A 26,272-nucleotide genomic window follows, 5' to 3' on the forward strand; every position below is an offset into this window, starting at 1 on the left:
CATTCCAATTACTTAACCCTCTTTTTAAATACTTTCATGCCTAGTTCATCATCTTTTTCATACTTAAAACCGGTTCGCAAAGCAACATTTTGACTAGCCAAATTGTCCTGCGCAGTTCGCAAAAGCAGGTAATTCAACTTTAATTGTGCGAATGAATAATCAACTAAAAATTCAACACATTTAGTCATAATTCCTAAATGTTGATAATCACCTGAAAGCCAATATCCTACCTCACCAGATTCAGGAGTTAATTGATGTAAATCAATCATCCCTGCTGGCTTTTCGTCAATCAAAATTACTAAGTTGAATGCTGTGTCATCTACCATTTTTTGCTGAAAAATTTTAATTGATTCAGTTTCTTTTTGAACAGTATCTATACTATTAGCCCATTTTAGATATTTTGAAAATTGCACATGATTCTTTTCTAATTGTTCAAATAAAGCAGGTGCTTGCCAAGTTTCTGGTAACACTAATGAGATTGAATGTTTATTAACATCAAAACTATATAGAGTAAATGGTCTCATGATGTTTAGCCTTCTTTCTCAATAATCTTCTGAATCGCAGGAGCAATCAAACTTTCTTCTAACATCATATCTACTGGATGATAAGCATCATCGATACACTCATCCCAATATTCAATATGCTTCTTATCAATGTAACTATCTGATTCTTCTACTGCTTTTCCATTCTCGCCTTGTACTGAATACCAATAAAAATATGTATATCCGTCTGAATTTTCTTCCTTAAAGACATTTTCGACATACATCTTTTCATTCTTCATTGTAGCTACAGTATCCTCGGAATGACTGTTTAAAAAATCCATCCATTCTTGTGCTTTTTCTTCCTTCCCCTTTTTAATTCGAAATCGTGTTAATTCAATTTGAACCATTTTTCAAACTCCTTTCTATATTATTTTTCATAAAATAATCTATCTAATTCAACGTTTAGCCTTTGTTTTAACTTTTCAAGTTCTTCATCAGTTGGTTCGTTATCAGTGCTATACATTTTTTCTCGTGGATACCACCATACCGGCCCTTTACCGTAATAGCCATATTCCCCTAAATCTCCGCTAATTCTTGGAAATAAATGCCAATGCAGATGTGAATCACCATTTCCTAATAATTCATAATTCATTTTTTCACATTCAAAGGCTTTTGATACAGCTTCCCCCACTAATGACATTTCTTCTAAGAAATTTAATTTTTCATTCGGCTCTAATTGATATAATTCATTTTCATGTTCTTTGTAAAGAAACAAAGTGTAACCTTTAAAATGTTGATTATCTCCTAGTACTACATAACCTGTTTTCAATTCTTTTACAAAGAATTTATTTTGATTAATTTTAATCATTTTAATTCGATCACAAATTAAGCACATATTTTTCTCCATAACTTACTCCAATTACGTTCTATCCTTATAATTAATTATCAATTCATCGAATCTGTTAGAAGTAAATTTTTTCATTTATTTATATTTACATTAATAATATTTTTATTTAATATTAATCTATCATAATTTTATATTTTTACAACGTTGAATTGGGGATGATTGAATGAAAAACAGAATCAAAAATACTCTTGGAGCAATTATTTCAATAATTGGACTTGGAGCGTTAATATTCGTAACTTATTTGCAAATACAAACCCATGATTATGGATCCATTATCTGGCACATATTAGAAATTATTATTTTGCTTATCACTGCTTTCATTTACTTTAGAGATGCAATTAAAAACGTTACTGATGACACATCGGATGAAGACTCTGATGTAAAAACGATTGAAACAAATGCTAAATCTAAATCACTAGATATAATAAGCAACCTGTGTTTTTGGTGTGGCTTTGCATTAATGCTTTATGCTTCAAGTCAATTAAAAGAGGCTCCACAGTTTTCATATATTCTTTTTGCTATTTCTGGAACATTAACAGCAATTTGGTTAATTACATTAATAACTCAACTTTTTTATGTTTTTAAATATGCAAAACAATTAGATGATACAGAAGACTAATAGCCTTTTAATATACAAAATGAACTGATTAACTAACCTGTTTATGCGGATTGATTAATCAGTTCATTTTGTATATTTCAATTATATACTTGACACGGTTACGTATCACAATCGTGGATTATCAACTTTTATTTCTATTCAAAAATTGTTTTCCAATTAGGATCCTTACTTGCCTTAAAGCACATCTCGATTTGTTCCTTAGTATTACGATCAATTGACAACTCTGGCAAATTGTCTAATGCAAAGTAATCACATGTATCAGTCTCATCATTTGGCACAAATTCTCCACCTTGCTCTTCACACAAGTAGAAGACCTTCGTCACATTAGTAGCCAAAATTGGTTTATTATGATGATTTCTATCTTGAACAGCAATCAACTTAACTGGCTTAACGATTCGACCAGATTCTTCTCGAGCTTCCTTGGCACAGTTTTGAGCAGTAGTTTGATCATAATCGTTCCAACCACCTGGAAGTGACCATTGTTGTGCCATTCTTTCTCTAACCAAAAGAATCTTGTCATCTTTAAAAATCGCGGCCCGAGTTTCAATTTTAGGTGTTTGGTATCCTTCATCTCCTAAAAATAATGTCCTAATCTTTTCTTTAGGAAGACCAGTTTTTGCCTCCATCATTTCACCGGCAATTTTACGAATCTGCTCATACCGCTCAAGGTCGAATACATCTTTACCATAACGTAATCCTGCTTGAGCAATACTTTGTAAATCTGTTGCCCACTTAGTGAATTGATCGATATCTTTCATTGAAAATCCTTTCTTTGTTATACTTGTATGTACTAAATACGAGGTATCAAATGAATAATTTTAATGTTGAACTTATAAAAATCTTTTTAGCAGTTAGTAAATTTCATAGTTTCAGTCGTGCTGGAAACTATTTATACCTAGATCCATCAACTGTTAGTAAAAAAATACGCCAACTAGAAAAGATGCTTCATCAGCAACTTTTCATCAGAAATAATCAAGGTGTTGAGTTAACTACTGAAGGAATCAATTTCAAAAACAATGCTCAAAAGCTCCTACTTGATCTAAAAAATTTTAATTTACAGCCCAAAATAGATTGGAACATTTTGCGTATCGGTATTCTTGATAACATTGCCGCTTACCATTATCCTGATCTTGTTGCCGAACGTTTAAATGAAGTTAAGCAATTTTATATTACAGTAAGAGGCATTGATTTAGTCCAAAAATTCAACGACGGACAACTAGACGCCATCATTATTAATGAAGAAAGCCATCAAGGTATTTCAGGTGAATTCCTAGAAACTAAAATAACGCAGGAGTCTTTTGGCGTAGTTACAAATAAAAAAGTTGATCTACCAAACTCAATTTCTTTAACTGACCTAGATCCATCTAAATTAATCATAGCACCACGCTACTGTCCTGTTAGTCAACAACTGCTTAATATCTTTGATTCCGCGGAAGATATTAAACAGATTGGTCACACTAACACCTTACTAGAAGTGGTGGCAATCTCTGATTATCAAACCATCTTACCATGGCAAATTACGCAGAGCTTATTAAAAAATGATCATCGCTTCCAAGTAAGTAAACTAGTTGATTTCCCATCACGTACTATTAGTTTATTTACTCGTAATCAAGATGTCCAGAGATTCTTAATTTCTCAACTATGATAATCCAGCACACCCCCTTAGGATAAATGATCACTTCCATAATTTTCTTTCTTCATTAAAGTAAGTATGTGAACAATAATTATCCAAAGGGGGATTTTTATGGATGAGGTAAAAGACAATTATATCGATTTACCTACTTACAAAGTTATCTTCATGGCTTTAAGTGTTGGTGTTATTGTGGCTAATATGTTCTACATTCAACCAATTGAACCACTAATCACTTCAAGCTATCATATTTCATCATCTACCACTGCTGTGCTCGCAATGCTGGTTCAAGTCAGCTATGCTTTAGGTTTGCTCTTCCTTGTACCGCTTGGTGATGCATTCAATCGTTATAAATTTTTACAAGTAATGGAATTGATCTCTATTATTGCATTGCTTGTAGCGGCTATCGCACCCAACTTCTGGATCTTCGGTTTAGCCGTGATCATCATCGGTTTAACATCTATCGGTCGCCAGATTATCATTCCTTATATTGCTTACTTAACTCCTGTTAAAAAGCAAGGACCAATCTTGGGTGCAATGATCAGTGGGATGCTTACCGGTATTCTTTTTGCTAGAACTTTCAGTGGTATCATCGCCACAGTTTTAGGCTGGCACATGGTTTATGGTCTGGCTGCTCTTATCAACTTGATTTTGGTAATCTTTATTCATTATTGGGTACCAGATGATCCTAGAAAAATTACTGAAAGCAAGAAATATAGCGAAATTATTGCTTCTCTGCCAAGATTGTTTAAGAAGTACAAATACCTTCGTGGTTCATCCCTCAATGCGTTTTGCATGTTCGGCATTGCCAACCTATTCTGGTCAACTTTAGCCTTTCTTTTAGCAAAATATTATGGTTACGATAGTGCGGTTGCTGGTAGTATGGGTCTACTCGGAATTGTTTCAATTTTTGCGGCACCATTCATTGGTAGGATGGTTGATAAATACTCGCCAAGAACCAACATTCAAATTAGTTGGTGGTTCGGCGTTATCGCTTATATCATTTTTGCAATCTTTACTCGTTCAATCTACATGTTAATGATTGGTATTGTGATTTTGGACTTAAGTACACAATTCAGTCAGGTTACTAACCAAGCCATTATTCAATCATTGAGTCGTAAATCTAACAGTCGTAACAATTCAATCTTTATGTTCTCATACTTCTTAGGCGGTTCACTTGGTACTTTAATCGGAATTGATGTCTGGGGACATTTCGGTTGGTATGGTGTAATTGTTAGTGCCGTAATTTTCTTAGCAATCGCTTTGATTAACTACTTCTGGCACGGTGTTCCTAAGAAATTAAAGTAATTAATTAGGTAAAAAAATCCGTTAGACGGTTAATTTTCTAACTATCTAACGGATTTTCTATATTTTATTATTTGTTAATGTAATCCAAGATTGCAAACATCACATCTTTGTTTTCTGCTGGAACACCATGTGCAATGATTTCACTAGCATTTTGCTTTAATGTATTCTTATCATCAGGATAAGAGCTATCATTAATCGCAATCTCACGTAAGTTATCCTCCATTGGCTCGAAATGGAATTGCAGACCAACGATGTTGTTCCCTAATAAGAAACCTTGGTTTTCAAGCAAGTCACTTGAGAACAACAATTTTCCACCTTCAGGAATTGAAAACATTTGTTGGTGCCAATGTAGTGCCTCTAGCTTATCTGGAATTCCTGGAATTTCATGATTCTTCAAATATACTGGCGCCCAACCTACTTCCTTATATTGTGCATCTGAAATAGTACCACCAAAGGCCATAGAAATTTGTTGTGCACCAAAGCATGCACCAAACATTGGCTTATGTTCTTTAGCTAATTCCTTAATTAATTCTCTTTCTTGATGAATCCATGGAAAGTCGTCATTAGGACTCATTGGTCCGCCTAGAATTACTAACATATCAGTTTCTTCAGCAGTTGGTAATTTACCAAAAGTTGCTGGATGATAAACATAAAATTCCGCATTATGTTCATTAGCCCATTTTTCAATTGAACCAGGTCCTTCATTAGGCGTATGTTGTAAAACGTTGATTCTCAACTTATATTCGTCCCTTTCGTATATAATATTTATAGCTATTATACACACGGAGGAAATTATGTGGCTATTAATTTTACTAATTTTACTATTACGTCCATTTCTTAAAGGTACTTTTGAATATGAAAAAATCACACGCAAAGAAATGGTGATTTTGCCGGTTTATTCTTTAATTATGATGCTAGTATCTATCGAGAAAGATATGAGTTGGCAGAATATTTTATTAACGTTTTTATTACTATTTCTTGGTATTTTTATCGGTTGGCTTCAAGCTCGCGGTGTAAGTATTAAAGACAATGGTGAAACTGATCAATATGGTAGGCCAGTAATAAAAATCAAACGTAATTGGCCATATTTAATTGGTTGGATTGTCATTTTTGCTATAAATATTAGTTTACAAATCTATTTTGGTAAGCAAATGAATACGGAATCAATCTCATCTGATCTTGTAATCGACTTACTTAAGGATGTTTCAACTGGTTTCTTTATGTTCTGGCATTCTGAATGGTTCGTGTGGGTTTTAACCGTAGCCTCAACTTTGGGATATAGAATGAGTATCTTGAGAAAGAATCCTCGAATTAAGCAAGCTGTGGGTGTTAAAGAAAAGCACAAGCAAATTTCAACCAGAAAGCAGCTTAAACGAATGGGTAAAGCTACTACAGAAAAAGATAAGTAAATTAAACTCATAAAGTCATATGCAGATTGGAAGTAATATTATTATGAAAAAATTGACCTTTATTTTTATCATTTTGATAACCGGATTGTTAACGGGATGTTCACCAGCTAGCCATCACATATCTACTGAAAATAGCTATAAAAAAATAGCAAAACATTCTAATAAAAAACAATATAAAAGCACTTCATCTAAAATTAATTTGCATAAAAAATATAAAGGATTTAAATTAACAACCGTACCAACTGAATATCGCGGTACATGGTATCGTGCTGATCCTTATAGTAAAAAAGCTACTAAGTTAGTTATAACTTCTCATACTTTTAACGGTTACGTAACTTATCAAAAAACTGATCCTAATTTAAAATTAGATCATAATTCTGAAAAGCAAAATAAAGAATATGCTGGTAATGCAATCATGATCTCAACCGAAAATGGAATTTTGAGAGAACGTGGCTTTCTGGATACTGTCGATATGGTTTATAAATTAGGACAATTTAAAGGAAAACATTGTTTATTCATGAGTTATGGCACTAATTCTAATGCTATTAATGGGGCAGCTTTTAAAGATAAAAATACGGCACTTAGATATCGAAGATACGACTTTTCAAAAGTAAAGCAATAAAAAATAAGTAGTTAGCTATAGTTTCAAAGTTAACTACTTATTTTTATATCTTATTCATATTGGTTAACCATGTACTCCAGTATTCCAAAAATAGTTGCCACAATTACAGCAATAATCCAGCCCACTACCGAAAAATGTGATCCGTATAAAATCATCATGACAATAATCAGAATATAGAGAATTATAATTGCAATTCTTAGTTTTCTATATTTTGACTTCAATTGCTCCTTAAAATGATTTAATAATTTATCATTTAATGAATAAAGTATAACTATCGTGAAAAATACTACATTAAAAAGAGACACTTCTTTTGGTGTTGCAAAATACAAAATCCAATAAATAATCAACAAGCCAATCGAAACTGCATAAACAGTAATATTTATTATCTTATTTATTTTAGGTATATTTTTCTTTTTAGCAATGTATTCAGCAATTCCTAACATAGCTAAAAATACTAAAAGTGGTAAAAGCCACTCTCCCCCAGTTACAGTCAAAAACATGTTTCTATCCCCTTATAATATTTTTGACCTTTCTATTCCTTAATTAAACTATAGTAATTATCGTGAAAGATCTTTTGCTTATCTTTATCACTAATTGTCAAATCATTGATTGCCTGAGTGATAATCTGATCAGCACCTGATGGCATCACAGCAAAAGGTGCATCTGTGCCAAATAGAACATGGTCAATACCATAGTAGTCAATAGCCAATTGCAATGCTGGAGTATTACCAAGAATAGCTGTATCTACATAGAACTTCTTGAAATCTTGAGCATGCTTTTCATCCAAAATATGGTCAATTCTGCCACTGAAGAATGGCACCATTGCTCCCGCGTGGTGGACGAGAATCTTTAAATTGGGGTAATCTTGGAAAAGATCACTTTGCACCAACTGAAGCATTGCTTGTGACAATTCATATTCCCATGAAAATACTAAGTTGTTGTCAGGCTTTCTTGCATCAAAAACGGGATGCATCCATAAGGGAACATGCAATTTAGCTGCTTGTGCTAATACTGGTCTAAATTCTTTATCAGCAATGCTTTTACCTAAATGACGAGTAAAGATTTGTGCACCAACTAAATTCTCATCATCCTTAATAGATGAAATAACTTTGCAAGCCGATTCAATATTATTCATTGGTAAAATTGCAACTGCACCAGCAAATTTACCTGGATGTTGATCTACAAGATTCGATAATTCTTCATTAGCACTTTGACACAGTTCTGCAGAAGTCTTTGAATCAGTAAAATCTTCTGGACTGATATTAGCTAAAGAAATTACCTGCTTAGTATTTTGATCTGGCCACTTAGTTAATCGCTCATCCAAATCCATCAAAGTTTTAATTTTAATAAATGGAAACATATTAGGAATATTTGGCTCAACAGACAGCATCTTTTGATAATATTTAGCCGGTAAAATGTGAGCATACGCATCAATTTTTGTGGTCATATTTTTACTTCCTTAATTCACTTGAGTTACTTCGAATTTATTATTTTTCTTATTAATAATCTCAACAACCTTAAATTGATCATTTTTGAATTCAATTTTAGCAACCGAAGCATTGGTAAAGCCAATTTTAAAAAGTTGATCAATACTCATATTAATAGTAGAAAGAAAGTTAAAAATTGCACCTGCGTGTGAGACTATCAAAATGTTGCTATTATCAGCATTTTCTCTTGCAATCTTTAACATCGTATCATGCATTCTCATTTTTACTTGATCTTCGCTTTCACCACCATATTTCACAAAGAAATCTTCATAAGGTACAGGCGGATTTAGTCGTTCATCTTCTGCCTCAAAAGAACCAAAATATTCTTCTTTTAAGCCTTTCAACCTTCGATAGGGTAATTGATGATCAGTTGCCAGTTCTAAAGTATCTGATGCTCTTTCAGAAGTTGAACTATAGCCTTTATCAAAATTAATATTATTTTCTCTAAAATATCGTCCAATTTCTTTTGCTTGCTTAATCACCTCTTCAGTTAGAGGAGAATCGGTCCAGCCTTGGATCTTATGCCACAGATTGAAATAAGTTTGTCCATGACGCATCAAGTAAATAGTTATCATAAGCTTTACCTTTCAAAAATATCTCAAGACAAGATTACCACAAAACTCCTTATTTCTATCAATTATATTTTATATTTACTTTTTTAAAGGTATGGGCTTCAATATAAAGGTTAAAATATTTAAGATAATTTCTATAATTTGTTATATTTAAGATAATAAAAAGAAAGAGAGGGTAAAACTTATGAAAATTACTTTTAAAGGTAAAGAAGTTAAATTAGTAGGTACTCCGCCAGCAGTTAGAGAAGAAATGCCCAACTTTACAGTACTAGATAAGAATAATCAAGAATTTACTAAGTCTGATTTGCTAGGCAAGTTTAGTTTGATTAGTGTAGTACCAAATATCAATACTCCTGTTTGCAGTATTCAAACCAAAACTTTTAATAAGGCAATGGATAAATTCCCAGAAATTAACTTTTTGACTATTTCCACCAATACTATTGAAGACCAGCAAACTTGGTGTGCTGCCGAAGACGTTAAAAATATGAAATTGATGTCTGATAAAAATTTGTCATTTGGCAAAGCGACCGGTTTATTAATTCCAGAATTCGGCATCCTTGCTCGTTCTGTTTGGGTTCTCGACCCTAATTGTAAAATCCTATATCGTGAATTAGTTGATGAAATTACACATGAACCTAATTATGATGCAGTTTTAAACGAATTAAAACAATTGCATTAGGATTTATATCTTCACCAAAATCAATCCATAGAAAAAGAAGAACCGCTTACCCAATTTTTAAAATCTTAGGAGTAAACACTTCTTTTTTCTGTAATAATGTTTGATATTCTATAAGAAATCCTATTGATAGATTTCTACGATATTCTATCAATAGGATTTCTTGCGTTAAAAAAGGCATGAGCTTCAATGCATTAATGTCTTAACTTAATGACATTGATTTAGTAGCCTAATGCCTTTCTCATTGTTTATTTTTAGTTGAATTCTATCAAATATCATTTGGCATCAAGCCAAAATAATATCAGTTGGCTTGATATCCTTACCAAAGTATGGACGTAATTCTTTATTGTAATCTTCTACGAAAAAGCTTTCCTTATTCAATTTAGTAATCTCTTTATTTGTCCATTTTAATAGTGAACGATTCCCTTTTTTAACTGCTGGAGAAATATATTGTTTGGGACCAATACTCTTAATTCCTACAGTATATTTAGGATTTTGTTTTACCCAAGCGTAAAGGTATGAGTTATCATCAGCTAAAGCTGCACCACGACCATTCTTAAGAGCGTTGAATTGCTGCGTTTTAGAATCGAATTTTAATAAGTTTACATTCTTTTGTTGTGAGAAGTAGTTTTCAGCAGTCGTACCCTTAGTAACAATTAATTTTTTATTCTTTAACTGATTAGCAGAAGTTATTGGTGCACTCTTAGGCGAAATGACACCAACAGAAACCTTCATATATGGTTTAGCAAAGTCTACTACATCTTTTCGTTCAGGTGTAACTGTAAAGTTAGCCAAAATGATATCAGCTTTATTTGAATTCAAAGTGTCAACACGATTGTTAGCATTAACTTGAACAAATCTAATTTTCACCCCTAAATCCTGGGTCATACGGTGTGCCAAGTAAACATCATAACCTACACGCTTACCATTTGAATTAACCCAGCCATAAGGTGGTAAATCACCAAAAACCGCTACTCTTAAGTAGCCGCGTCTTTTAATTTCAGAAACTCCGTTTTGATTACTCCATCGGCTAGCAGAAGTACCACTATTTAAACCTTTTTGCGCAAAACCAAAATAAGCAGAGATAATCACGAGTAAAATAGCTAGTATGCTGATAGTCCAATTGAAAATGTTCTTAACTTTCATACCTAACCCTCCACTAGAAATCCATGCTGTCTAGGAATTCACGAGCACGAGCAGTTTGGGGGTTCTTAAAGAACTCTTTTCCTGGTGTATCTTCCAAGATTTTACCATTTTCAAGGAATAGTACTTCATCTGCAATCTTTTCAGCGAAATTCATCTGGTGAGTTACGACAATCATGGTCATATGATCTCTATTAGATAAATGCTCTACAATTTCTTGAACACCGCGAACCATTTCTGGATCAAGAGATGCAGTAATTTCGTCTAATAGCAAAATTTCGGGATTCATAGCCATTGCACGGACAATTGCTACTCTTTGTTTTTGACCACCGGATAATTCTCTTGGATATGATGATGCATAATCTTGCATCCCTACCCGTTTTAGCAATTCTTCAGCTTGCTTTCTAACTTCATCTTCTTTTCGATGTTGCACTTTTACTGGAGCAAGTAAAATATTGTCCATTACGGTTAAGTTAGGAAATAGATCATAGCTCTGGAAAACCATACCAATCTTTTGTCTTAATAATTGCCATTCTTTTGGAGTAGGATCAATTTTTTTATCATGAAAATAAATACTACCCTTTTGATAATCTTCTAAGCCATTTAAAGTACGTAAAAGCGTACTCTTGCCCGAGCCTGATGGGCCGAGAAGGGTTAAAACTTCACCCTTTTTAAGATTGAAGTTAATATCATGTAAAGCCCGCCAATCACCGTAAAATTTATCTAAATGTTCTACCTTTAAAATTTCTTCTGTCATAATTACACCTACTCTTTATTTGCTGTTAACCGCTTTGCCCATGCTGATAATGGATAATCTAAAATGAAATATAAAATGAAAATAAAACCATAAATCCAAAATACACCTGTTGGATATTTTTGATTATTAGCTTCAATAATTTGTTGTCCTACATTGATTACTTCCATAATATTGATCACCATCAAAAGTGAAGTTGTTTTAATCACACGTGTTGCAAGATTAATTGTTGCAGGAAGCTCTAATTTGATTGCTTGTGGTAATAAAACATATCTAAAGAGTTGAATATTACTTAAACCCAGTGCCAAACCTGATTCTCGCTGGTTCTTTGGCACTGATTCTAGTGCTCCACGTACAATATCACTAAATTCAGCAGCTACCCATAATGCAAAGGCCAAAACTGCCATCCAAGTTGCCGACCAATTAACATGGAATGTTCTTGGCAAAATATAATAAACCAAATATAAAAGTACAATTGTTGGCACTATTCTAAAAAATTCAAGATATAGTCTCAAAACAAAACGAACAATTTTATTAGGCATAGTACGTAAGATTCCTAGAATTGTACCTAAAAGTAAACCAATAACTAATGAAATTGCTGCAATCCAAATAGATGCCCATAATCCAGCCATTAAGCGTGCTAGATTTGTTCCTTCAAATAAAACATTAATTCCCGAATGCACCATAACGAACTCTCTTTTCTAACCAATTTAAAATTAAAATTAATGGAATCAAAATTACTGCATATGCAACTACCAGCATAAATAAGTATTCGTTTGAACGATAATACATTCCGATCAAGTCCATCGCTGTGTTAGTCAATTCTGGAATTGCAATGACAGAAAAGATTGATGTTTCTTTAATTAAAAAGATTATATTGGCGGCAAGTGCTGGTACACTGAGTGCTACCCCCTGTGGAAAGACAACATATCTAGCAAGTTGTAATCTATTCATCCCTAAAGCCTTACCACTATTAATTTGGCTCTTAGTTACACCATTAAATCCACCGGTAAAACCTTCTGCCATATATGCCCCACCTAAAAAGATCAAGCCGATAATACCGCAGACTTCTGCGGACATCTTTAAACCGAAGATTGGAAACGCATAATATAAGAAAAATAGTTGAATTAATAATGGTGTGTTTCGTGCAAGTTCTACATATGCGGTAGATATTTGACTTAAAACAGGTACTTTAAAATATTGAAATAAACTGACTATAATTCCCACTATTATTGATCCAATGATTCCAACTAACGATAACCAAAGTGTTAGCTTGAAACCTGCCATAAATGCAGGCATTGCCTGCTGGATAATCGTCCAATTCATTAAAAATCCTCCCAAACAACATAAAAAGACCTACAATCTAAATTCAGCTTAGATCGTAGGTCTTTAATTATTACTATATAGCATTATTAATTATTGAAGTACGGGATGCTGAATTTTCTGCATAACAAAGAAAGTTGACAGCATTGACAACATACATTAACAATTTGATTGTTTGCAGCTAATTTCAACATGATTAGTACTCCTTTCCGAACACTTTTAATAAGTAAGCTATTAACTATAAATAAGTTTAGGTCTCTGCTTACTTATTGTCAATAAGCTCATTAAAAAAAGTTTGATTTATTTTAATTTTCTTATACTTTTGTCAATCTAGCTTTTTATTATCTCCACAAAAAATTAATCAAAAGTTGATCTACCTGAGAATTACGATGCAAACGACTATGTTGAGCCATTCTTCCAGGAATCTCTGCTTCTTGGTATGATTTAGCACGATTATTAATCAAATACCCAATTATCATATCCATGCAAATTTTGGTTACTGATAAATTTCATAATTTGTGGGGAAATTTATACCATGATGTTAAATTATTAGCACAAAGCAACCTTGCTTTTAATGCAGCAATTTTAGCTAGTCAAAAAGATGCAGTTCAAATCACTTATGATCATCTAGTTGATAAAGATTATTTAAACCTTGTCTCGCGTCCTCTTTCACCTAAAGTCACTGATCCCAATATGGTCATTTGGAATAAGAATGTTCGACGTTCCAATTTAGCTAATCTATTTTTACAAGAATTACGCAAATCGCTTAATGAATAATTTTTAAAACTTGGTAAAGTCCAGTGCTTATTTATTTCAAATTTCATTATTTAGACTAATAATATTCAACATTATGAAAAAGTTTTTTAGATTTTTAGTTATAATTGCTATTTTTTTACTACTGGGATATTTCTTCATCCCTAAAAAAGTTAATCCAGTAAAAAATGGGCAGATTGTTTTACAACCAGCCAAAATCATTGAATATCAAAACGTTCATACCAAGCTAGCCGGTAAACGGAATTATCCAATTTATTGAAATGTATCTCAAAAAGGCGGCGTTAACGCCTTCTCTTCAACTAAATATTTTAGAAAAGGATTACTGCAGTCGCAGCGCTCGGCTAAAACAAAAAACGGAACATATTGGCAACTAGTTATTAACGGACGAGAAACCAGTTGGGTTAATGAAAAGTTCTTCCGTAGAAATGAGATCTCAGTTGCTAAGCATATTTCTTTAGTTAGGAATAACTACTATGCTTTTCCAGTGCGTGATGCCATCGCATATGTGGTAGATAAGCATGGGACATTAATAAACCCTAACCAGATAAAAGTTTCACAAAAACAAATTAGCTCAGCTACTCCCGGTGCTTACTCCGTCACCTTTAAATATGAAAAAATTAAAACGCGTACCATAGTTAATGTGCGCTCCAATTATAATGAAGGAATAGCTGTTGCTAATAAAACTGCCACAAGCGATCCTTCTGAGGCAAAGTCGTTTATAGGAAGTTCTCAATCTTCATCGCCTAACTGGAATATGGAAAATGGTTATCAACCTGAGATGGAAATTAATACCTATCATGGTAAAAATGGTGCCACTATGCAAACCGCTTTTTATCAACCACGTTTTCGCTTACTTGACTATGAGCAATACGATGATCAGCTAAATCAAGTGGGAGTCATTCCTCAAGGAATCAATTTGTTGAATAACCAATTAACAGTCTCGTATTTTGGTCAGCCTAATTCAACTTGGGGACACTTGGTAACTTATAACCTCAATAATTTGTCGGATCCAATTCAAACGCAGAATTTACGGACAATGAGTTGGAGCGATTTTAAGCAAACAAGTCAAAACATCAGCGTTTCTCCATATTTAAAATTAGGCCACGGTCAGTCACTTGGAACTACCAAAAACTATATCTACGTTTTAGCCAGCAACAATCGTGAAGCTAACCCGGCAAAATCAACAGAAATCTTACAAATATCTCGTAAGAATTACCAAATAAAGAATCTGTGGACAATCAAAGTTTGGAATCGTTCAGAATACTTTCCATGCTACTTCCATAATGCATATTTTGTAAACAGTCATTTGCTGTATGCTGTTTTTCATAATTCCAGCAAAGGCACTTACAAATACTGGCGTCTTATTCGCCGAAGAAATACTTGAATTCCAACTGAAATTTCAGCTACTCAATCCAATTTTGTAAAAAATAATTCTCCCCTTCAAGGCTTTACTTATGCTAATAATAATTTCTATCTAGCTTTTAACGACAATATTTTTCAAGTAGCTCAATCTGGTAAAGTTTTAAAACACTATCAATTCCGTACCTTACGTGAATCTGAAGGAATTGCCGTAAGAATGGACAACTATATATCGAATTAGCACGCAGACCTGAATTATTGAAAATAAAATAATAAAAAAAGAGAGGGCTAGCAACTCTCTCTTTTTTGCTTATAAAATATTTTTACATCTTACCGCCAAATACTGGGAAAATGTCAGCTTTACCATAATCAACTGGAGTAAATTTCTTAAGTTCAGCCATATCTTCATCACTGATCTTAAAGTCAATTTCCGCGTTACTCTTCATATGTTCTGGATTAGCAGATTTTGGTAAAACAACACAATTAAGTTGCCAATCGTAACGGATACATAATTGAGGAACACTTACACCATACTTATCAGCCATTTGCTTAACTTGAGGATTATTCAATGCAGCACCATGAGCAATAGGTGAAAAGGCTTCAACAACGATATCGTTTTCTTGACTATAATTAATCAGATCCATTGGAGTTTCACCAATATGAACTAAAATCTGGTTTACAGCTGGTTTAGTAGAACTATTCTTAATGATATTATCTAAGTCTTCTTTTTCAAAACTTGAAACACCAATGGTGCGGAGTTTACCTTCTTTTACGGCATCTTCCATTGCACGCCAAGTTTCAAGATTTCCTTCAAAATGGCGATCACTTGATTGATTTACTTTATTCCAAGGTTGAGGATTATGAATGATCATCATATCAAGATAATCTAACTCCATTTTATCCAAGGTTTCATCAATTGAAGTCTTAGCTTCTTTATAATTCTTAATCTCAGCAGCTACCTTTGAATTAATAAAAATTTCATCACCAGCAACACTAGAATTTTTAACACCTTCGCCTACCCCGCGCTCATTACCGTAAGCTTGAGCAGTATCAATATGACGATATCCAATCTTAACTGCTTCTTCTACAGCTTTAGGCGTTTGAGTATCAGGGATTTCCCATACGCCAAGTGCCATTTTAGGAATTTTTAAGCCATTATTCATTGTTAAAGTTTCATCAAAAATAGACATGTAATCAATCCTTTCTTAATTAAGATTATTGTACGTTTAAAAACTATCCATATCTAAGACTTTGAAATTATTGAATACCATAATTTTTAAGTATTACTCAAAAAAAGGATCCGAGAAAATTAATTCTCAGATCTCTTTATTTTTATTCTAATTCATCAGAAACTTGTGCAACGTTCCTACTTCTTACAAAGTGGACAAGTAAACCAATTACTAAACCAACTACAGCTGGTACAAGCCATGATAATCCCATGCTAGCAAGCGGTAAGGTGTTTCTCATTGAAGCTACGGTCAAGCCAAAACTACTTTGACTAACAACGCTTGGAAATGCAACCACCATGTCGCCCAATGCTGGCACAACAGTGAATAAGATTACGAAGAAATAAACAACTCCATCTTTCTGGAACAATGGTGAGCAAACTGAAAGGATGATCAAAACCATTGATAAGGGATATAAGAACATCAACATTGGAGTTGACCAAGCGATGATTTGATCTAAACCAAAGTTAGCGGTTAAAAATGACGCTAAGCAGCTAAGTGCAAGCCAAGCATGGTAGCTGACCTTAGGAAAATGTTTATGGAAGTCTTGCGCAAAAGCAGCTACTAAACCAACAGCAGTAGTCAAACAAGTAACAGTTAACAAAAATGCAAGTAAAGCTTGACCAAACATTCCACCATAGTAATTAACAATTTGGTTAAATGCGACACCACCATTATCAGATACCTTAAATTGGCCTAATGACATAGCTCCCATCAAGATAAGCAATAAGTAGATCAAACCAATAGCAGCTACAGCCAATACACCAGACTTAGCAACAACTTTTGATACACTCTTGGCATCTTTTTGCCCCATAGAACGGACAGCAGTAACAACAGTCACACCAAATGCAAGCCCAGCTAAAGCATCCATTGTATTGTAGCCTTCTAAGAATCCGTTAACTAAAGCTGAGTGCTTGTACGCACTAGTGACAGCTGCAGTTTGCGGATTACCTAATGGATTAAGAAATGCAACAACAAATACTAAGAATAATAGTGCTAAAAATAATGGATTTAATACCTTACCAACGTTAGATAAGATGTTATTTTCATGGTAAGAAAAAGCAAAAGCAGCTAAGAAGAACAATGCTGAAAAAATTAACAAAGCTGGAGTTTGCATATTACTTGGTAAAAACGGCGCAACACCTACAGTAAATGATACAGTGGCAGTTCTTGGTGTACCAAATAATGGTCCGATAGTTGCATGAATTAATACCATAAAAACAACTGCAAATCCTGTTCCAAGTGGTCTACCGATATCGTAAACTCCTTCTGAACGGGTAATCGCAACGGCTAATACTGATAATAACGGCAATAATACACCGGTGATTAAGAATCCAACTGCAGCTGTTCCCCAATTTGCACCGGCTAATTGACCCAAATGCAATGGGAAAATTAAGTTACCAGCTCCAAAGAATAATCCGAACAGCAAAGATGCAACAACTAGATATTCCTTCCAGGTAAGTTTCTTCGACTTCATACCTTTTCCTCCTAAAAATAAATCCCTCTGAATAACAAAAAAGTCCCTCAGCCAAAATATCTTTGGCTGAGGGACGTCATTAGCGTGGTACCACCCTTTATTCATATTATTATTGCTAATAATACCTTTCACGTGCGGCCGACTTAATCGGCGATACGTTGGCACTATAATGGGCGCTCCCACTGTTTCTTACTCAATAGTTGAGAAACAGAACTAGAAAGTGATTTTCGCTTAAACTTAACTTTATCCCCTCACACCTAACGGGATTCGCTGAAAAGTAAGAATGAACTACTCTTCTTTCTTTTTGTTTTCAGAATTAATTAAATTTGTTAGATATTATTTTAATATAGTTATAATAAATGTCAATAGTTTTTTAAAACTTATTCATGCTTTTTACGTAAAATATTTAATCCTACTAAAAGCATGATTACAGCAAGGATTACCATTACCCATTGAGCATGATCAATTGAAGTTATTGCTGAAGAAATACCAGCTACTGCTTCTGAAACAATTGCAAGTCCAACTGCTCCACCAATTTGATGAACTGTATTTACGACTCCAGATGCAGCACCAGCAATGTCACCTTTGCTAACTTAACGGGACATGAATTTGTTGTATACAACCACATCGGTATTTGACGAGATATTATTCAAAAGCATATTTCGGCTCTATTTATTTTCCAGGACAATATAAAAGCCATTAGCGAATTGATTACTAATTCTAACTTTCCTATTTTTAAAACTAATTTGACCAATAAACTCGATGCATACAAAAAGCTTCAGGACCATAAACGGAAACTGATTCCGATTATTAATCCTGAATCTAAAGTGCATATTTATGCTAATTATCGAATTAGTAATAAAGATAAGCTGTCTAATTTAATTATTTTATCTAAAAAGTTGATGCGTTAACCCTTTGCATTCCAGTCGATGCAACCATTTTGATAGGCACCGTCTTTTAATAAGTCAGATAATTTCAACTCATCTAATTCGTCATAAAAACTACTTAAACCTGCCTGCAAAGTATTGATGATCTTGTTTTCGCTCTCTTCAACGTGATCTTGATCATCAAAAATATTATTAGCTAAATGATTAAACTCGATTTGATTATGATTTAGCTCTAATGCATAAAGAACATCTTTTAAACTAATCTCATCAATTGGGCGTGCTAACTGATAGCCGACCTTTTTGCTTGCACTAGCAGTAATCAACTCGTTATGTTTTAACATCATCAATATTTTCTTTAAATATGAGTCAGATACACCCATTGTTTTGCTTAAAACGCGACTTTTTAAAGGTGTATGTTTTTTTTGCAATGCCAAGATCAGTAAAACATAAGTAGCTTGTTCTACACTTTTATTTATTTTCAAAAAATCACCTATTTAACTATTGTGAAGTTTAATCATTTGATTGATCAAGTCTTTTACAACATCATCGGGGTTCATTTTAGCAGAAAACAGATCCATAAACTTCAAAAATGGCACCATTTTAGTCATTGAATCTTTTCTACCATTGCCATAAACCACATTTGGACTAACTGATGCAACTTTGATGCTACTGTCTTGCAACTCTTTTAAAATCTGGGCTTTTCCGTCGATAAAGGTCTTAGGTCCAAGTCTACCTGAAATAAATCCCATTACTGGATCCTTTTGTTTACGAGCTAAGGCTAACATTGTTTCGGCTGGTAAATCATTAATTTGTTTAAACTTTTCAGGATCTTTTTCAGGGACACCGATGCAGTCGATAATGTAATCAAAAGTATCAGGACGTTTCTTTGCTACATCTTTTTCATTAGTAACGTCGACCTTAATGTTGTGAATGCGTTTATCAACTAATTTATTCTGTCCTGAACGAGAAACAATATAAAACTCAAGCTTAGGATCTATCTCTAACCACACCTTAGTAATATTTCTACCCAGATAGCCATTACCACCAAGAATTACTACATTTGCCATAAAAATCATCTCCTTTTATATCCTAGGATAATCATTGTCGATGATTAATATAAAAAAAGACTAAGGATTTTTGATCCTTAGTCTTTCGATATTTTTTCTCCTTTAATTATTATTGGCAATTCAATAATAATTTTAAAAATCTAATTCCTTTATATTTTAGTATAAGCAATTAAACATCCCTTTGCACCTAAATCGGAAACTAGAATATAATCTTGAGGATTTTCAGGTAATAAAAATTCATAAACACTTCTAGAACTATCAGCATATTTTTCTGCTTCTTTAGCAGTACTACATAACCAAATAAGTTTATAATTAGCAGAATTAAGTCGCTTTTTAATACACTTATCAATTAAAGTGATATTTGTTTTATCATTAAGCTCATAATTTTCTGCTAAAAAATTAGGAATATCTTCGTTGCCTAGTTCATTGATTTCATAAGCAAGAATTTTTTTAGGATTGTCCGGTTCAAACCAAACGCTTTGGTCATTACTTCTATATCCCTTTCCTAAAACTAAAATTGACAGTGCTTGCTCACTTAAATTTTTGGCATTTACTAACATTAATTTCTCTTCTAACTCATATTGTTACTTAAAGGGCATTATGCATTATTTTGCTCGTATGCCCATCCTAAATTATTCGCCACAGTCGCTTTTAAAAATTTAAAAAATGAAGTTGTTATATATTCAATGTCCCGATTATCTTCGTTTTGCATATAAATAACATATTTCTCATCTCGTTTTATCTTAATTGGGCTAAACTTCATCTTTTCTGGTATTTTATCTTCTATTTGGGTTAATAAGTCTTTTAATTCTTGTGCACTAAATTCTCCATGCTTATCACTATGTAGCAAGAAATTCATGACAGGCGTATTTATTAATTCTTCAGGACATTCATATTGAATTCTCTTTCGTTCATTAAAATAAAAATCAATCCCCATCAAATTAGCTAAATAACTTCGCAAATCCATATAGCTCAAATCACCTATACTAAAAGTGAAATTCATTATATAGCCAGATTCTTTGCATTTGCGACTAGCAGCCAGCATTTCTTTATAGAATCTGGTATTACTATTTAAAATTTTATTATTGGAAATGTTATCTAATTTTTTATAAGATATACCATACTTACTTTTAAACTCTCTGAGCGTTTTTTCTCTAATGACTGGATCATAGCAGTATATTGTTAATCCCATTATATCAAGCACCTCTTAACTGAATATACCAATTATTTAATCGTGATTATAGCATAATTAGTTTTTAAGATTTATCCTAACTACGAAATAAACATAAAGTATATTCGGGTACAATATATCAGCTTTTACAGTAGGAATAGATACATCAATTTACTAATAAACGATCAAAAATTGAACATTAATTTAATGCATCTTTATTTATTCCTTTTAATCCTTCTATGTTAATCATTTTTTATATCCCTATAGAAATAAATATCTGCTGACTTCTCTTGAGGAGTACCACGATAATTACGATTATTAAATCCACCGATTTCAAAGCCGTGTCTTAAATAAAACAAACAGGCTGAAAGATTAATATCTTGCCCAATCGTGTAAACACCCTGCATTCCTAGCTTTTTCGCTTCATCCATGCAAGTCTTAATCAACATTCCACCGACTCCATGATCGCGATAATCACGATTTACTTTTAAATCATTCAAATACAAATATCTGAACATTTCTTTACGAAGTACAGCAAGACCAATACAAGTATTGCCATCGTATGCACCTAAGAATATTGCATCATCCTTAGCCACATCATAGGGTTCATCAGGAAAACAATCTTCTGTAGTTTGTTTCAACTTTTCAATTTTATAATTCCATTTACCGTGATCTAAACCAGGAATCATTCGTCCCCATATTTTAAATGGTTGATTAGGTATTCTGGCATCAGAAGCACGAGTTTCATCAATTTTACGTATTTTAATCTCTGACATAGCGCCTTCCTTAAATTTTTATTTTGAGTATACAATACAAAAGCATCTCTGACACTATTTATGTCTAGGGATGTTTTTACATCACAAATCTAATATTCATAGCAAAAATCTATATCCAATCTGATATATCATATATTACATAGCCGTGACTTTTTATTGTTTCAATAATTGAAAACAAAAAACACACAATTTTTGCGGAAATTGTGTGTTCTAATATCTATTCCATAAATTGTCTAAGTGGGAATGAATAAATACTATAATAATTTGGATCGTAAACAGCAGTGTGATCAACACCAGGATATTCTCCCAAATCGCCCCAGTAGATCAATTCATTAGTACCCTTAATTCTGAAATATAATTGTGGATCACTTAAACTATTATCAATTTCAGTTTTATCCAAAATTACTTTCTTACCAGCAGCAATTTGTTTCTTCGTTTCCTTGAAATTAGAGCTGTAAATAGTAGTGTCACTAGGCAAAGTAATAGTGATAGGACCTTTAGTAAATAAAATCATTCCATTAGCTGTTTTTACATTAGCAATTTTAATATATTCACCTTTACCAATTGAAAGATAATCTTGGCCCTTAATTTTTGTAGTCGTAAAAGCTAATTTATTTTTATCAGTATAATTAGCACTACTATAGAAGTAGTTTTGATCTGAAGACTTAGCTTCTCTAATTTTACTATTAGTAGTTACTACGCCACCGTTCATTAATTTACGTTGGCCATCGTAGTTGATACGTTTACCCTTTTTGTTATAAACAAAAGTATTATAATTCAAAGTTAAAACTGTTTGACCATTATATTCTTGAACATAGCTGGCTCTTACATAACGACCATTACCAATGTTGAAGTAAGATACCGGTATTGTATAGGTAGTTGCGCCACCGTATTTTACGATTGAATCCTTTTTTAAAGTAGCCGTGTGTCCGCGATATGTACTCAATTTTTTACCGTTTTTGTTATAAACGGCAGTATCACGTGTAATTTTCATTCCTTTAGATGTAATAACACCTGTAGCATTTATTGGAATATAACCTCCATCGCCTAGGGATGCATAAGTTTTACCATTAATTTTTATACCTTCAAAGACATCTTTTCTATACTTTTGTTGAACAATAATTGGTTTGCCGATAACAGTTACATTGGCACCTGATTCAACTGTAAATCCATTAATTTGCTTACCTTGACGGTCATACACAGGAATTTTGATATTATTGTTAGTACTAATTAACTTAATCGTATTTTTCTTATTACTAGTGGCAGCTTGAACTACATTAGCATCATTGCTTTGCATGATTAACCCTGCGCTAGGTGCTGCAATTGTAGCCAAAATTAGTGAGCTAACTATTATTTTCTTATTAAACTTCATCATTTATTTTCCTTTTTATAATTATTATATTTTCTATTGTATAAAGTAATTATACTATCTGTTTATACTCAATTGCTATTATGTCGCTTGTTGAACAGCTTTCTTAGTAAATATTTAGTATTATTAATTTATCCAGCAATATAATAAATATAAATATTCAATCAAATAATATAAACTGATTTAAACGAATTTATCAAAGTGCCAACAGTAAACAAAAAATCATTAATCCCAATTAATGGATTAATGATTTTTAACTTTATTGATTAAAAATCAACTTTATCTGGATCGTTAGCTACACCAGCCACACCGTGCAAGTTATCAAGTTTAGCCATATCTTCTGGACTAATTTCAAAATCAAATACATCTGCATTTGCCTTAATGTATTCTGGATGAACTGACTTTGGAAGCGGTAAAAAGCCATGTTGAAGTGACCAGCGAATCAATACTTGAGCTGTAGATTTGCCATAATTTGCAGCAACTTCTTTTACTACCTCGTTACCTAACAAACCACCAGTTCCAAGTGGACTATAAGCTTCACTTAGCAAATCAAGCTTCTTGTTTTCAGTAACAACTTCAGATTGTAAATCACTTGGATTCAAGAAAATTTGGTTAACAACGGGCTTAATTTCTGCAGTTTCCATCAATGCATCCAAGTGATGTTTTCTAAAGTTAGACACTCCGATTGCACGAATTTTTCCAGCGCGAACTGCTTCTTCCATTGCTCTCCAACTTTCCGCGTTTATTTCAGCCCAATGATCACGCATACTGCTTGGATTTGGCCAGTGAATTAAGTACATATCAAGATAATCAAGCTTTAAGTCAAGCAAGCTTTGATCAATTGCTTTCTTAGTCTTTTCATATCCGTGATCAGAGTTCCACAATTTGGTAGTGATAAACAATTCATGGCGATTAATACCACTCTTTTGAATGGCTCTACCTACACTATCTTCATTACCGTAAGCACTAGCTGTATCAATATGACGATAGCCACAATTTAATGCGGCCAAAACAGATTCTTCAGCAACTTCACCATCAGGTGTTTGCCAAGTACCAAAACCGATAATCGGAATCTTCACACCGTTATTTAATGTGTAAGTATCTTGTAAAGAGTTAAAATTCATTATTTTCTCCTAAGTTATATATTATATTTTAAGTATCAAACTAAGTATATACTAAAAAGCTTTGTAAGCGCTAATAAACGACTTACAAAACTCAATTTAATTACTTATCGATTTCAGGAGGTATGCAGAGGTCACTCTTTAGTAGGTTTAGACAAATCCTATAAAAGATACCCAAGATGCGCTCAATGTGATTATGCCAAAAAAGGCAGTTATCAACGATATTCTCATTAATGACTGTCTTAAAAAGCAACTATCTTCTTAATTGATTTAAGCTAGAACCAAAGATTTGCTCAATAGTAGTAGGATCGTGGTGATCAAAAAATTGACTTACATTCTTATCCAATGCAGCAATCTTTTGCATATCGTCATTGTTCAGTTCAAAGTCAAAGATATCGATATTTTCCTTTTGTCGCGCATCGTGAACTGACTTAGGAATTACGATAATGCCACGTTGAATGAGCCAACGCAAGATAACTTGACCGTTTGACTTACCATATTTCTTACCGATTTCAGTCAAAACCGGGTTAGTGAAAATGCCATCTTTACCTTCTGCAAATGGAGCCCAAGCCTCTACTGCAACATCATCTTTTTGATTCCATTTAACTTCGGGTTCTCTTTGGAACCATGGGTTAACTTCGATTTGGTTAACAACTGGTTTTACATTACTCATCAATTGCAAGTTCATCAATTGATCTGGCCAGAAGTTAGATACACCGATTGACTTAGTCTTGCCAGCCTTTTGTGCATCTTCCAAGGCACGCCATGCGCCTGCTACATCACCGTAAGCTTGGTGTAAAAGCATCATGTCAATGTAATCAGTACCAAGTTCTTTCAAATCCTCGTCAATTGCCTTGGAAGCTTTTTCGTAAGTAAAGTTTGATACCCACAACTTAGTAGTCAAGAAAATATCGTCACGGTTAACATCACTATTCTTGATTGCTTCACCGACAGCAGTTTGATTGTTGTAAGCTTCTGCGGTGTCAATCAAACGGTAGCCATTACTAATTGCGGATTCTACTGCCTTTACTGCTTCATCATGGTTAGAAATTTGGAATACACCAAAACCTAATTGTGGAATTTCATTGCCGTCATTTAACTTAATCTTTGGAATGTCTGTCATATTTCTTATCTCCCTTTTTATTAATCATTTGCGTGAACGTTATATTTGCTAAGCATTTCTTCAACGCCTGGAGCATCTGGATCATGCATCCCTTTACCTTTATCCAATGCACGAATTGCATCCATTTCGTCGCTAGTCAATTCAAAGTCAAAAATGTCCTTGTTTGACTTAATCCGTGCCTCATGAACTGACTTAGGAAAGACGATTATGCCTTCTTGGTGTTCAAATCTAAGCATAATTTGCCCAACGTTCTTGTCATACTTCTTAGCAAGTCTATTAAGAACAGGTTCTTTAAATAAATTATGATTACCTTGACCAAGTGGTGCCCATGCTTCCAAAGTAATTTGATTTTCAGCCATAATTTTACGTAATTCTTTTTGTTGGAAGTATGGATTAAATTCAACTTGGTTAACTGCTGGCTTGTTTTCTTTAAAGATGTCTTCCCACTTGTGCCAAATCTTTGGTGTTACGTTAGAAATACCGATTGAACGAATCTTACCAGCCTTCTTAGCTTCAACCATTGCTTTCCAGGCTTCATCAACTTTACCGTATGGTTGGTGAATTAAGTAAAGATCGATGTAATCTAAACCTAGATTTTTAAGTGATAGATTAATGGCTTTCTTAGCATCTTCATATGCATAATCTTGAAGCCATAACTTTGAAGTTACCCAAATTTGATCACGTGGAATACCACTGTCACGAATAGCCTTACCTACTTCATCTTCATTGAAGTAAGCAACGGCAGTATCGATGTGACGATAGCCAAGTTTTAACGCATTAAGAACGTCCTTATAAGTTGAACCGTCATCTGGAATTTGAAATGTACCAAATCCAATTGCAGGAATATTGTTTCCATCGTTTAATTTAAAAGTTTCTACCATGTGTATAGCTCCTAACTTGTTTCAATTTACAGTTATTATCTTAGTCTGAAAATTAGTAGTTGAAAATTCAAACTATTGCATGGTAGTATACGCTTAGCGTAAGGTGATG

The 26,272-nt window shown here is 33.3% G+C and carries 31 protein-coding genes, 1 pseudogene and 1 other annotated feature; of the genes and pseudogenes, 8 read left to right on the plus strand and 24 right to left on the minus strand.

From position 1 onward, the window contains the following. Positions 1 to 8 precede the first annotated feature (8 nt). Genes SO785_RS03440 through SO785_RS03450 form a run of 3 tightly spaced genes read right to left on the minus strand, consistent with a single transcriptional unit; the run spans position 9 to position 1,377 of the window. Positions 9 to 524, minus strand: coding sequence for a GNAT family N-acetyltransferase (locus SO785_RS03440; protein ID WP_003547351.1), 516 nt, complete (start codon positions 522 to 524; stop codon positions 9 to 11). Positions 525 to 529: 5 nt separating this feature from the next. Then, positions 530 to 889, minus strand: a complete 360-nt coding sequence (locus SO785_RS03445; protein WP_003547349.1) for a DUF6176 family protein — start codon at positions 887 to 889, stop codon at positions 530 to 532. A gap of 20 nt (positions 890 to 909) precedes the next feature. Further along, positions 910 to 1,377 carry an HIT family protein gene (locus tag SO785_RS03450; RefSeq protein WP_011254329.1) on the minus strand — a complete coding sequence of 156 codons (468 nt, stop codon included), beginning with the start codon at positions 1,375 to 1,377 and terminating at the stop codon, positions 910 to 912. 175 nt (positions 1,378 to 1,552) lie between these two features. Here SO785_RS03450 and SO785_RS03455 point away from each other — a divergent pair, with 175 nt between their 5' ends. Next, positions 1,553 to 2,008, plus strand: coding sequence for a hypothetical protein (locus SO785_RS03455; protein WP_003547345.1), 456 nt, complete (start codon positions 1,553 to 1,555; stop codon positions 2,006 to 2,008). A 134-nt stretch (positions 2,009 to 2,142) separates the two neighbouring features. On the opposite strand, the gene SO785_RS03460 is transcribed toward SO785_RS03455, so the two are convergent. Continuing rightward, the gene (locus tag SO785_RS03460; protein WP_003547344.1) at positions 2,143 to 2,766 is read right to left on the minus strand and encodes an NUDIX hydrolase N-terminal domain-containing protein; all 624 of its coding nucleotides are present in this window, start codon (positions 2,764 to 2,766) and stop codon (positions 2,143 to 2,145) included. 50 nt (positions 2,767 to 2,816) lie between these two features. Between SO785_RS03460 and SO785_RS03465 the strand changes: the two genes are divergently transcribed. Further along, positions 2,817 to 3,653: a LysR family transcriptional regulator gene (locus tag SO785_RS03465; RefSeq protein WP_003547343.1), complete on the plus strand. Its 837-nt coding sequence runs from the start codon at positions 2,817 to 2,819 to the stop codon at positions 3,651 to 3,653. Positions 3,654 to 3,752: 99 nt separating this feature from the next. After that, complete coding sequence (locus SO785_RS03470; protein ID WP_003547342.1) at positions 3,753 to 4,946, plus strand: MFS transporter; 1,194 nt, start codon at positions 3,753 to 3,755, stop codon at positions 4,944 to 4,946. Positions 4,947 to 5,013: 67 nt separating this feature from the next. On the opposite strand, the gene SO785_RS03475 is transcribed toward SO785_RS03470, so the two are convergent. After that, on the minus strand, positions 5,014 to 5,682 hold the full coding sequence (locus SO785_RS03475; RefSeq protein ID WP_011254328.1) for a type 1 glutamine amidotransferase: 669 nt from the start codon (positions 5,680 to 5,682) through the stop codon (positions 5,014 to 5,016). Between the two features lie 58 nt (positions 5,683 to 5,740). Here SO785_RS03475 and SO785_RS03480 point away from each other — a divergent pair, with 58 nt between their 5' ends. Beyond that, positions 5,741 to 6,355, plus strand: a complete 615-nt coding sequence (locus SO785_RS03480) for a hydrophobic protein (RefSeq protein WP_003547339.1) — start codon at positions 5,741 to 5,743, stop codon at positions 6,353 to 6,355. Between the two features lie 43 nt (positions 6,356 to 6,398). Further along, complete coding sequence (locus SO785_RS03485; RefSeq protein WP_015613359.1) at positions 6,399 to 6,977, plus strand: hypothetical protein; 579 nt, start codon at positions 6,399 to 6,401, stop codon at positions 6,975 to 6,977. A gap of 50 nt (positions 6,978 to 7,027) precedes the next feature. Here SO785_RS03485 and SO785_RS03490 read toward each other — a convergent pair whose 3' ends face one another. Genes SO785_RS03490 through SO785_RS03500 form a run of 3 tightly spaced genes read right to left on the minus strand, consistent with a single transcriptional unit; the run spans position 7,028 to position 9,039 of the window. After that, entirely contained in the window at positions 7,028 to 7,477 is a 450-nt protein-coding gene (locus tag SO785_RS03490) for a hypothetical protein (RefSeq protein ID WP_003547336.1), read from the minus strand. A gap of 32 nt (positions 7,478 to 7,509) precedes the next feature. Next, positions 7,510 to 8,424, minus strand: coding sequence for an amidohydrolase family protein (locus SO785_RS03495; protein ID WP_011254327.1), 915 nt, complete (start codon positions 8,422 to 8,424; stop codon positions 7,510 to 7,512). Between the two features lie 12 nt (positions 8,425 to 8,436). Then, entirely contained in the window at positions 8,437 to 9,039 is a 603-nt protein-coding gene (locus SO785_RS03500; protein WP_011254326.1) for a histidine phosphatase family protein, read from the minus strand. Between the two features lie 181 nt (positions 9,040 to 9,220). On the opposite strand from SO785_RS03500, the gene tpx reads away from it, so the two are divergent. After that, positions 9,221 to 9,715 (plus strand): thiol peroxidase, encoded by a 495-nt coding sequence (gene tpx, locus SO785_RS03505; protein ID WP_003547331.1) that lies wholly within the window; start codon positions 9,221 to 9,223, stop codon positions 9,713 to 9,715. A gap of 282 nt (positions 9,716 to 9,997) precedes the next feature. Here the strand turns inward: tpx and SO785_RS03510 are convergent, their stop codons facing one another. From SO785_RS03510 to SO785_RS03530, 5 genes and pseudogenes are all read right to left on the minus strand, one after another. Further along, complete coding sequence (locus SO785_RS03510; RefSeq protein ID WP_011254325.1) at positions 9,998 to 10,858, minus strand: transporter substrate-binding domain-containing protein; 861 nt, start codon at positions 10,856 to 10,858, stop codon at positions 9,998 to 10,000. 13 nt (positions 10,859 to 10,871) lie between these two features. Beyond that, positions 10,872 to 11,612 carry an amino acid ABC transporter ATP-binding protein gene (locus tag SO785_RS03515; protein WP_003547328.1) on the minus strand — a complete coding sequence of 247 codons (741 nt, stop codon included), beginning with the start codon at positions 11,610 to 11,612 and terminating at the stop codon, positions 10,872 to 10,874. An 8-nt stretch (positions 11,613 to 11,620) separates the two neighbouring features. Continuing rightward, positions 11,621 to 12,295, minus strand: coding sequence for an amino acid ABC transporter permease (locus SO785_RS03520; RefSeq protein WP_003547325.1), 675 nt, complete (start codon positions 12,293 to 12,295; stop codon positions 11,621 to 11,623). Beyond that, positions 12,276 to 12,935 (minus strand): amino acid ABC transporter permease, encoded by a 660-nt coding sequence (locus SO785_RS03525; protein ID WP_003547323.1) that lies wholly within the window; start codon positions 12,933 to 12,935, stop codon positions 12,276 to 12,278. Before SO785_RS03525 ends, SO785_RS03520 begins: the two co-directional genes overlap by 20 nt. Before the next feature lie 338 nt (positions 12,936 to 13,273). Further along, positions 13,274 to 13,399 (minus strand): annotated as a pseudogene (locus SO785_RS03530) (alpha/beta hydrolase); the annotation flags it as partial. Positions 13,400 to 13,415: 16 nt separating this feature from the next. On the opposite strand from SO785_RS03530, the gene SO785_RS03535 reads away from it, so the two are divergent. Further along, entirely contained in the window at positions 13,416 to 13,709 is a 294-nt protein-coding gene (locus tag SO785_RS03535) for a transcriptional regulator (RefSeq protein WP_003547319.1), read from the plus strand. 481 nt (positions 13,710 to 14,190) lie between these two features. Further along, positions 14,191 to 15,090, plus strand: a complete 900-nt coding sequence (locus tag SO785_RS03540; RefSeq protein WP_003547313.1) for a hypothetical protein — start codon at positions 14,191 to 14,193, stop codon at positions 15,088 to 15,090. Positions 15,091 to 15,388: 298 nt separating this feature from the next. Here SO785_RS03540 and SO785_RS03545 read toward each other — a convergent pair whose 3' ends face one another. The 11 genes from SO785_RS03545 to SO785_RS03595 form a co-directional block, all read right to left on the minus strand. Next, on the minus strand, positions 15,389 to 16,255 hold the full coding sequence (locus SO785_RS03545; RefSeq protein ID WP_003547312.1) for an aldo/keto reductase: 867 nt from the start codon (positions 16,253 to 16,255) through the stop codon (positions 15,389 to 15,391). A gap of 142 nt (positions 16,256 to 16,397) precedes the next feature. Continuing rightward, on the minus strand, positions 16,398 to 17,768 hold the full coding sequence (brnQ, locus tag SO785_RS03550) for a branched-chain amino acid transport system II carrier protein (RefSeq protein WP_011254324.1): 1,371 nt from the start codon (positions 17,766 to 17,768) through the stop codon (positions 16,398 to 16,400). A 66-nt stretch (positions 17,769 to 17,834) separates the two neighbouring features. Beyond that, positions 17,835 to 18,082: a binding site (T-box leader), on the minus strand. A 593-nt stretch (positions 18,083 to 18,675) separates the two neighbouring features. Further along, positions 18,676 to 19,137: an Rrf2 family transcriptional regulator gene (locus SO785_RS03555; protein ID WP_011254323.1), complete on the minus strand. Its 462-nt coding sequence runs from the start codon at positions 19,135 to 19,137 to the stop codon at positions 18,676 to 18,678. Between the two features lie 12 nt (positions 19,138 to 19,149). Beyond that, positions 19,150 to 19,722 (minus strand): NAD-dependent epimerase/dehydratase family protein, encoded by a 573-nt coding sequence (locus tag SO785_RS03560; protein WP_003547302.1) that lies wholly within the window; start codon positions 19,720 to 19,722, stop codon positions 19,150 to 19,152. A gap of 149 nt (positions 19,723 to 19,871) precedes the next feature. Continuing rightward, positions 19,872 to 20,282 carry a hypothetical protein gene (locus SO785_RS03565; RefSeq protein WP_003547301.1) on the minus strand — a complete coding sequence of 137 codons (411 nt, stop codon included), beginning with the start codon at positions 20,280 to 20,282 and terminating at the stop codon, positions 19,872 to 19,874. Positions 20,283 to 20,320: 38 nt separating this feature from the next. Further along, positions 20,321 to 20,914, minus strand: a complete 594-nt coding sequence (locus SO785_RS03570; RefSeq protein ID WP_011254322.1) for a protein kinase — start codon at positions 20,912 to 20,914, stop codon at positions 20,321 to 20,323. Between the two features lie 221 nt (positions 20,915 to 21,135). Then, on the minus strand, positions 21,136 to 21,669 hold the full coding sequence (locus SO785_RS03575; RefSeq protein ID WP_003547298.1) for a GNAT family N-acetyltransferase: 534 nt from the start codon (positions 21,667 to 21,669) through the stop codon (positions 21,136 to 21,138). A 217-nt stretch (positions 21,670 to 21,886) separates the two neighbouring features. Continuing rightward, on the minus strand, positions 21,887 to 23,044 hold the full coding sequence (locus tag SO785_RS03580; protein WP_003547296.1) for an LBA1029 family S-layer associated protein: 1,158 nt from the start codon (positions 23,042 to 23,044) through the stop codon (positions 21,887 to 21,889). 260 nt (positions 23,045 to 23,304) lie between these two features. Further along, positions 23,305 to 24,162, minus strand: a complete 858-nt coding sequence (locus SO785_RS03585) for an aldo/keto reductase (RefSeq protein ID WP_011254321.1) — start codon at positions 24,160 to 24,162, stop codon at positions 23,305 to 23,307. 250 nt (positions 24,163 to 24,412) lie between these two features. Next, positions 24,413 to 25,282, minus strand: a complete 870-nt coding sequence (locus SO785_RS03590) for an aldo/keto reductase (RefSeq protein WP_003547292.1) — start codon at positions 25,280 to 25,282, stop codon at positions 24,413 to 24,415. Between the two features lie 20 nt (positions 25,283 to 25,302). Next, positions 25,303 to 26,163: an aldo/keto reductase gene (locus tag SO785_RS03595; RefSeq protein ID WP_021874082.1), complete on the minus strand. Its 861-nt coding sequence runs from the start codon at positions 26,161 to 26,163 to the stop codon at positions 25,303 to 25,305. Between the last annotated feature and the right edge of the window lie 109 nt (positions 26,164 to 26,272).

Origin of the sequence: Lactobacillus acidophilus (genome assembly GCF_034298135.1) — a bacterium.
Taxonomy (GTDB): domain Bacteria; phylum Bacillota; class Bacilli; order Lactobacillales; family Lactobacillaceae; genus Lactobacillus; species Lactobacillus acidophilus.

What these genes read in the sequence shown, in the direction of transcription:
- SO785_RS03440 (WP_003547351.1), bottom strand. Translation starts at nt 524, where the DNA reads ATGAGACCATTTACTCTATATAGTTTTGATGTTAATAAACATTCAATC.
- SO785_RS03445 (WP_003547349.1), bottom strand. Translation starts at nt 889, where the DNA reads ATGGTTCAAATTGAATTAACACGATTTCGAATTAAAAAGGGGAAGGAA.
- SO785_RS03450 (WP_011254329.1), bottom strand. Translation starts at nt 1,377, where the DNA reads ATGTGCTTAATTTGTGATCGAATTAAAATGATTAAAATTAATCAAAAT.
- SO785_RS03455 (WP_003547345.1), top strand. Translation starts at nt 1,553, where the DNA reads ATGAAAAACAGAATCAAAAATACTCTTGGAGCAATTATTTCAATAATT.
- SO785_RS03460 (WP_003547344.1), bottom strand. Translation starts at nt 2,766, where the DNA reads ATGAAAGATATCGATCAATTCACTAAGTGGGCAACAGATTTACAAAGT.
- SO785_RS03465 (WP_003547343.1), top strand. Translation starts at nt 2,817, where the DNA reads ATGAATAATTTTAATGTTGAACTTATAAAAATCTTTTTAGCAGTTAGT.
- SO785_RS03470 (WP_003547342.1), top strand. Translation starts at nt 3,753, where the DNA reads ATGGATGAGGTAAAAGACAATTATATCGATTTACCTACTTACAAAGTT.
- SO785_RS03480 (WP_003547339.1), top strand. Translation starts at nt 5,741, where the DNA reads ATGTGGCTATTAATTTTACTAATTTTACTATTACGTCCATTTCTTAAA.
- SO785_RS03485 (WP_015613359.1), top strand. Translation starts at nt 6,399, where the DNA reads ATGAAAAAATTGACCTTTATTTTTATCATTTTGATAACCGGATTGTTA.
- SO785_RS03490 (WP_003547336.1), bottom strand. Translation starts at nt 7,477, where the DNA reads ATGTTTTTGACTGTAACTGGGGGAGAGTGGCTTTTACCACTTTTAGTA.
- SO785_RS03495 (WP_011254327.1), bottom strand. Translation starts at nt 8,424, where the DNA reads ATGACCACAAAAATTGATGCGTATGCTCACATTTTACCGGCTAAATAT.
- SO785_RS03500 (WP_011254326.1), bottom strand. Translation starts at nt 9,039, where the DNA reads ATGATAACTATTTACTTGATGCGTCATGGACAAACTTATTTCAATCTG.
- tpx (WP_003547331.1), top strand. Translation starts at nt 9,221, where the DNA reads ATGAAAATTACTTTTAAAGGTAAAGAAGTTAAATTAGTAGGTACTCCG.
- SO785_RS03510 (WP_011254325.1), bottom strand. Translation starts at nt 10,858, where the DNA reads ATGAAAGTTAAGAACATTTTCAATTGGACTATCAGCATACTAGCTATT.
- SO785_RS03515 (WP_003547328.1), bottom strand. Translation starts at nt 11,612, where the DNA reads ATGACAGAAGAAATTTTAAAGGTAGAACATTTAGATAAATTTTACGGT.
- SO785_RS03520 (WP_003547325.1), bottom strand. Translation starts at nt 12,295, where the DNA reads ATGGTGCATTCGGGAATTAATGTTTTATTTGAAGGAACAAATCTAGCA.
- SO785_RS03525 (WP_003547323.1), bottom strand. Translation starts at nt 12,935, where the DNA reads ATGAATTGGACGATTATCCAGCAGGCAATGCCTGCATTTATGGCAGGT.
- SO785_RS03535 (WP_003547319.1), top strand. Translation starts at nt 13,416, where the DNA reads ATGCAAATTTTGGTTACTGATAAATTTCATAATTTGTGGGGAAATTTA.
- SO785_RS03545 (WP_003547312.1), bottom strand. Translation starts at nt 16,255, where the DNA reads ATGTCTATTTTTGATGAAACTTTAACAATGAATAATGGCTTAAAAATT.
- brnQ (WP_011254324.1), bottom strand. Translation starts at nt 17,768, where the DNA reads ATGAAGTCGAAGAAACTTACCTGGAAGGAATATCTAGTTGTTGCATCT.
- SO785_RS03560 (WP_003547302.1), bottom strand. Translation starts at nt 19,722, where the DNA reads ATGGCAAATGTAGTAATTCTTGGTGGTAATGGCTATCTGGGTAGAAAT.
- SO785_RS03565 (WP_003547301.1), bottom strand. Translation starts at nt 20,282, where the DNA reads ATGTTAGTAAATGCCAAAAATTTAAGTGAGCAAGCACTGTCAATTTTA.
- SO785_RS03570 (WP_011254322.1), bottom strand. Translation starts at nt 20,914, where the DNA reads ATGGGATTAACAATATACTGCTATGATCCAGTCATTAGAGAAAAAACG.
- SO785_RS03575 (WP_003547298.1), bottom strand. Translation starts at nt 21,669, where the DNA reads ATGTCAGAGATTAAAATACGTAAAATTGATGAAACTCGTGCTTCTGAT.
- SO785_RS03580 (WP_003547296.1), bottom strand. Translation starts at nt 23,044, where the DNA reads ATGATGAAGTTTAATAAGAAAATAATAGTTAGCTCACTAATTTTGGCT.
- SO785_RS03585 (WP_011254321.1), bottom strand. Translation starts at nt 24,162, where the DNA reads ATGAATTTTAACTCTTTACAAGATACTTACACATTAAATAACGGTGTG.
- SO785_RS03590 (WP_003547292.1), bottom strand. Translation starts at nt 25,282, where the DNA reads ATGACAGACATTCCAAAGATTAAGTTAAATGACGGCAATGAAATTCCA.
- SO785_RS03595 (WP_021874082.1), bottom strand. Translation starts at nt 26,163, where the DNA reads ATGGTAGAAACTTTTAAATTAAACGATGGAAACAATATTCCTGCAATT.